Source organism: Streptomyces glaucus (assembly GCF_039533365.1).
Taxonomy (GTDB): Bacteria; Actinomycetota; Actinomycetes; order Streptomycetales; family Streptomycetaceae; genus Streptomyces; species Streptomyces glaucus.
In genome coordinates this window covers 1-6,007 of sequence record NZ_BAAATK010000105.1, presented here as the reverse complement: position 1 = coordinate 6,007, position 6,007 = coordinate 1, and the positions used below count along the sequence as shown (strand labels likewise).

General features: G+C 76.5%; 4 protein-coding genes and 1 pseudogene. All 5 read left to right on the top strand.

Annotation, left to right across the window (positions count from 1 at the left end; all coding sequences use genetic code 11):
- A pseudogene (locus ABD363_RS32180) lies at positions 1 to 389 on the top strand (SagB/ThcOx family dehydrogenase); the annotation flags it as partial.
- Positions 386 to 2,125 (top strand): ABC transporter ATP-binding protein/permease, encoded by a 1,740-nt coding sequence (locus tag ABD363_RS32175; protein ID WP_344609996.1) that lies wholly within the window; start codon positions 386 to 388, stop codon positions 2,123 to 2,125. The pseudogene ABD363_RS32180 and the gene ABD363_RS32175, both read left to right, overlap by 4 nt.
- Positions 2,122 to 3,879: an ABC transporter ATP-binding protein gene (locus tag ABD363_RS32170; RefSeq protein ID WP_344609995.1), complete on the top strand. Its 1,758-nt coding sequence runs from the start codon at positions 2,122 to 2,124 to the stop codon at positions 3,877 to 3,879. The genes ABD363_RS32175 and ABD363_RS32170 overlap by 4 nt, the downstream gene beginning before the upstream one ends.
- Positions 3,880 to 4,263: 384 nt before the next feature.
- Positions 4,264 to 4,467 (top strand): cold-shock protein, encoded by a 204-nt coding sequence (locus ABD363_RS32165; protein WP_023544341.1) that lies wholly within the window; start codon positions 4,264 to 4,266, stop codon positions 4,465 to 4,467.
- An 87-nt stretch (positions 4,468 to 4,554) separates the two neighbouring features.
- On the top strand, positions 4,555 to 6,007 hold a 1,453-nt coding region (locus ABD363_RS32160; RefSeq protein ID WP_344609994.1), incomplete at its 3' end, for a DEAD/DEAH box helicase.

Below are 6,007 nucleotides of genomic sequence, written 5' to 3'. Positions count from 1 at the left end.
CCGCCGTCGGCGCACCGCGCCCCGGCCTGGTCGAGCCGGCCGCCGACGGCACGGCGCTGCGGCGGCGCGCCGCGGGGGAGGCCCGCCCGACGCTCGCGGCCTGGGCCGCGGGCCAGGCCTGGATCGCGGACGCGGGCGCCGTCCTGCTCGCCCACGGCTGCCCCGCGGACGCCGACGCGCCGCACATCCGCCGCACCCACCTGCGGGCCGGGTTCGCCGTCCACCTGGCCCACGTCACCGCCCGCCGCCACGGGCTGGCCGCCCGGCCCGTCGGCTCCTGGCAGCAGGCGGACCTCGGCGCCGCGCTCGGCGCCGCACCGGGCCGGGACTGGATCGTCCACGGACTGGCCCTCGGCACCCTCCACGCCGACGAGGAGAACACCACGTGATCGTCCACCCCGAGCTGCGCCGCGCCGCCCGGCGCGCCCGGCGCCCCCTGCTCGCGGCCACCCTCCTGCAGGGCGCCGTCACCCTCACCCACCTGGCGCAGGCCGCGCTGCTGGCCGTCGCGCTGGCCGGCCTGGCCCGCGGCGACACCGGCCGGCTCCCGTGGCTGCTCGCCGCGGTGCTCGCCGTCGTCGCCGCCCGCGCCGGGCTCGCCACCTGGCAGCGGCGCACCGCCACCCGCGCCGGAGCCCGGGTCAGGGTGGCCCTGCGGGACGAACTCCTCGCCCGCCTCGGACAACTGGGGCCCGCACACCTGACCACCGCGCGCGCCGGGGCCGTCCGCACCACCCTCGTCGACGGGGTGGAGGGCGTCGACGCGTACGTCTCCCGCCATCTGCCCCAGCTCCTGGTCACCCTCACCGTGCCGCCCCTGGTGCTCGCCGCCCTGGCCGCGGTGGAACCGGCGGCCCTCCTCGGCCTGGTCCCCGCCCTGCTGCTCGCCCTGGCCGGGCCGCGCGCCTGGGACCGGCTCCTGGCCGAGCGCGGCAAGGAGCACTGGGACACCTACGAAGGGCTGGGCGCCGACTACCTGGAGGCGCTGCAGGGCATGCCCGCCCTGCGGGCCGCCGGCGCGGTCGGCCGCACCCGCGCACGCCTGGAGCGGCGCTCGGCGGCGCTGCACCGGGCGACCGTCGCCAAACTGCGGGTGTCCCTGGTCGACACCGGCATCACCGACCTCGCCGTCCAGGGCGGCATCGCCGCCGCCGCGCTCCTGGCGTGCTGGTCGGCCGTCACCGGATCCACCACGGCGTCCGGCACCTATCTGGTGCTGCTGCTGGCCTCCGAGTGCTTCCGGCCGGTCCGGGACCTGGCCCGCGAGTGGCACGCCGGATACCTGGGGGTGTCGGCCGCGGACGGGCTCGCGGCGCTGCGCACCGCCAAGCCCGCCGTCCGCGACGCCGGGACGGCGCCCGCGCACTGGCCGCAGCCGCCCGAGCTGACCTTCGAGAACGTCGGGTTCACCTACGACGGCGCCGCGACGCCCGCCCTGCGCGGCGTCTCCTTCACCGCCCGGGCGGGACGCACGACCGCGATCGTCGGCCCGTCCGGCGCGGGCAAGTCCACGCTCCTCGCCCTGCTCCTGCGCCACCACGATCCGCAGGAGGGCCGCATCACCCTCGACGGGCGCTGCGCGACCCGGTACGCGCTCGCATCGCTGCGGCGGAGCATCGCCGTGGTCTCGCAGGAGACCTACCTCTTCCACGCCACCATCGCGGACAACCTGCGCCTGGCCCGGCCGGACGCGACGGACGACGACCTGACGCGCGCGGCGCGCATCGCCGGCATCCACGACGAGATCGCCGCCCTGCCGGACGGTTACGCCACCGTCCTCGGCGAACGCGGCGCCACCCTGTCCGGCGGGCAGCGCCAGCGGCTCGCCCTCGCGCGGGCCCTGCTGGCGGACGCCCCGGTGCTCGTCCTCGACGAGGCCACCAGCTCGGTCGACGAACGCCGCGAGGCGGACATCGTCCGGGAACTGCTGAACGCCGCGCGCGGCCGGACCGTCCTGGTGGTCGCCCACCGGCTCGCCGCCGTCCGGCACGCCGACCGCATCGTCGTCCTCGACGGAGGACGGGTGGACGCCGTCGGCGAGCACACCGACCTGGTCGAGGCCGGGGGCGTCTACGCGCGACTCGCCGCCGCCGACCACGCCCACCGAGGAGGACTCGCCGCATGAGCAGCACCGCCGGCACCGCCACCGCCGACGCGCAGGCGCCCCCGCGGGGCTCGCTGCGCGCCCTGCTTCCCGCCCTGGCCGGGCACCGCGCCATGACGGTCCGCACCTGCGCCGCCGCGCTCCTCGAACAGGGCTCCCTCGTGGCGCTGCTGACGCTGGCCGCGCACACCGTGGGAACGGCCGTCGTCGAAGGGCGCGCCCCCTCGGCCGCCGCCGTCACCGCGCTCGTCACGCTCGTCCTCGTACGCGCCCTGACGACCTGGCGCGAGATGGACCTCTCGCACGACCTGGCCTACCGGGTGCTGGCCGCGCTGCGCGTGCGCGTCTTCGACGGGCTCGCCCGCAGCGCCCCCGCCCGCGTCGCCGGCCGGCGCAGCGGGGACCTCGCCGCCACGGCCATGGCGGACGTGGAGGCCCTGGAGTTCTTCTACGCCCACACCACCGCCCAGCTCCTGGCCGCCGGGACGGTCCTCACCGGCGGCGCGGCGGTCCTCGCCGCGGTGGAGCCGTGGCTGCTGGCGGCCGTGCTGCCGGTCGCGGCGCTGCTCGCCGCGGCGCCCTTCGCCGACGCGCGCGGACGCGCGGCGCGCGGCAGCCGCACCCGCACGGCCGCCGCGAGGCTGTCGGCCGACACGGTGGAGACCGTCGACGGGCTGCGCGAACTGCGCGCCTTCGGCGCCCTGGCCGAACGCCGCCGCCGGCTGGCCGAACGGGGACGGCAGGTGGGGGAGGCCCAGCGCGCCGAGGCCACCTGGGAGGCCGCCGCCGCCGCGGTCCGCGACCTCCTCATCGTGGTCGCGGTCCTCGGCGTGGTGACCGCGGCGGCGCAGTCCGTGACCGCCGGACGACTGCACGGCGCATGGGCTCCGGCGGCGATGGCGCTGGCCCTGTCGGTCCTGGGCCCCGTCGCGGAGTCGGCCCGGTCGCTGAGCCAGGCCGTGGCCCTGCGCGCGGCCGCCGCCCGGGTCGGCGCGGCGGTGAAGGCCCCCGCCCTCGCCCCGCCGCCCCCCGCGCCCCGCCCGCTGCCCCCCGGCCCGCTGGGCGTCCGGCTGCACCGGGTGAGGTTCGACTACGGCAACGGGCCCGTGCTGGACGGCGTCGAGCTGACCGTCCGCCCGGGGCAGACCCTCGCACTGGTCGGCGCCTCGGGAGCCGGCAAGTCGACCTGCGCCCACCTGCTGGCCCGGTTCTGGGACCCGTCCGAAGGAGCGGTCCAGCTGATCCCCGTCGACGGCGACCCCGTCGACCTGCGCGAGGTGAGCGACACCGAACTCCGGCGCGCCGTCGCGCTGGTGGGCCAGGAAACCCCCCTCTTCCACGGCACCCTGGCCGAGAACCTGCGGCTCGCCGCCCCCGAGGCGGACGACGCCCTCCTCGCCGAGACGGCCCGCCTGTGCGGCGTGGACCGGATCGCCCCGATGGACACGCCGGTCGGCGAACGCGGCGCCACCCTGTCGGGCGGCCAGCGGGCCCGCATCGCCCTCGCCCGCGCGCTGCTGGCCCGGCCGAGAGTGCTCGTGCTCGACGAGTCCACCGCCCACCTGGACAACGCCGGCGACGCCCAACTCGCCACCGCGCTGAGGCAGGAGGGCCGCACCACGATCGTCATCGCGCACCGCCGTGCCACCATCCGCCGGGCCGACCGCGTCGCCGTCCTCGAAGCCGGGCGCATCGCGGAGGAGGGCACCTGGGAGGAACTCACCGCCGACCCCGGCAGCGCGCTCAACCGCAGCCTCGCCGCCGCTCCCTCCTGAGGGGCGCGACCGGACGACGGCCGCACCCCTCGGCCGCACGCCCCCCTTGGCCGCCGCCGGACCGCGCTGCCAAGGGACGCGCTGCCAAGGGACGCGCTGCCTCGGCCGGCGCCCCGTCACCACCGCCCGCACCGGACGGGCGGGCCGCACCACTCGGCGAGTCACCGGCCGCCGGCCCCGGACGCGCACGCCTCCGCGGCGCCCGACGGCGCTCCGCCGCGGTTCGCCCGGCCGTACGGGAGGCCGGACTGTGCTACAGTCTCGGTGTTGCAGTTCTGGTACCCATGAAGCTATGTGCGCCTGACGGGAATGTTTCTCCTGCAGGCGCATTATTTGTTTTCCGGCATCTCCGGATGGGGCCTCTGCCTACAGAAGGAGAAGGACATGGCACAGGGAACCGTGAAGTGGTTCAACGCCGAGAAGGGCTTCGGCTTCATCCAGCAGGACGGCGGCGGCCCCGACGTCTTCGCCCACTACTCGAACATCGCGACCCAGGGCTTCCGTGAGCTCCAGGAGGGCCAGCGGGTCTCCTTCGACGTCACGCAGGGCCAGAAGGGCCCGCAGGCGGAGAACATCGTCCCCGCCTGACCGCCGGACGCGTATCCGTTCACCGGGGTCCGCACCGTCATGGTGCAGACCCCGGTTTGTGCTGTTTCCAGGAAGGCAGACAACCGCATGCCCCGCAGACCCCAGAAGCCGAACCGACGCGCCTCTTCGCCCCCACCGTCGGCGCCGGCGCCGAGGGAGTTCCGGCTGCCGGAGAGCACGACACCCCCCCTGCCCGCCGTCGCGGACTTCGCCGGTCTGGACATGCCCGCGGAACTGCTGGACACCCTCACCGCGCAGGGTGTGACCACCCCTTTCCCCATCCAGGCCGCCACCCTGCCCAACTCGCTCGCCGGCCGTGACGTGCTGGGACGGGGACGCACCGGCTCCGGCAAGACCCTCGCCTTCGGGCTCGCGCTCCTGGCCCGCACCGCCGGACTGCGCGCCGCGCCCAAGGCGCCCCTCGCCCTGGTGCTGGTGCCCACCCGCGAACTCGCCCAGCAGGTGACGGACGCCCTGACCCCCTACGCGGCGGCGGTGAACCTCCGGCTGGCCACCGTGGTCGGCGGGCTGTCCCTCACGAAGCAGGCCGATGCGCTCCGGCGCGGCGCCGAGGTCGTCGTGGCGAGTCCCGGCAGACTCAACGACCTCGTCGAACGCGGGGACTGCGTGCTCGACGGCGTCCGCATCACGGTGCTGGACGAAGCCGACCAGATGACCGACATGGGCTTCCTGCCGCAGATCACCAAGCTGATCCGGCAAGTGCGGCCCGACGGGCAGCGCCTGCTCTTCTCGGCCACCCTGGACCGCAACATCGACCGCCTGGTACAGCAGTTCCTGACCGACCCCGTGGTGCACTCCGTCGACCCGTCCGCCGGAGCGGTGACCACCATGGAGCACCACGTGTTCCACGTCCAGGACGAGACCGAGAAGAAGGCCGTCACCACGCGCATCGCGGCCCGTGACGGCCGGGTCATCCTCTTCCTCGACACCAAGAGGTCGGCGGACCGGCTCGCCAAGCGGCTCCTGGCCGTCGGTGTCCGCGCGGCGGCACTGCACGGGGGCCGCTCCCAGCCGCAGCGGAACCGCACCCTGGAACAGTTCAGGAACGGCCAGGTCACCGCCTTGGTGGCGACGAACGTCGCGGCCCGGGGCATACACATCGACGACCTCGACCTGGTCGTGAACGTCGACCCCCCGGCCGACCACAAGGACTACCTCCACCGGGGCGGCCGCACGGCCCGCGCGGGCGGCTCCGGCAGCGTGGTCACGCTGGTCCTGCCCGACCAGAAACGGGACGTCACCCGGCTCATGTCGGACGCGGGCGTCCGCCCCCGGACGGCCCGCATCATGTCGAGCGACGCGGAACTGGCCACGATCACCGGCGCCCGCGAGCCCTCCGGCGTGGCCGTCACCCTCGAGGTTCCCCGGCCCGCGACGCCGACGGCGCCCCGCCCGGCCCGCGGAACCGGCACCGGATCCGGCAGGCGGTCCGGCCGCCGGCGCCGAAGCGGCGGAACCGAAGCGACGGCAGGCGCCGCCACCAGGCCGGCGGAGAACCGGGGCGCCGACCGCCGGTCCG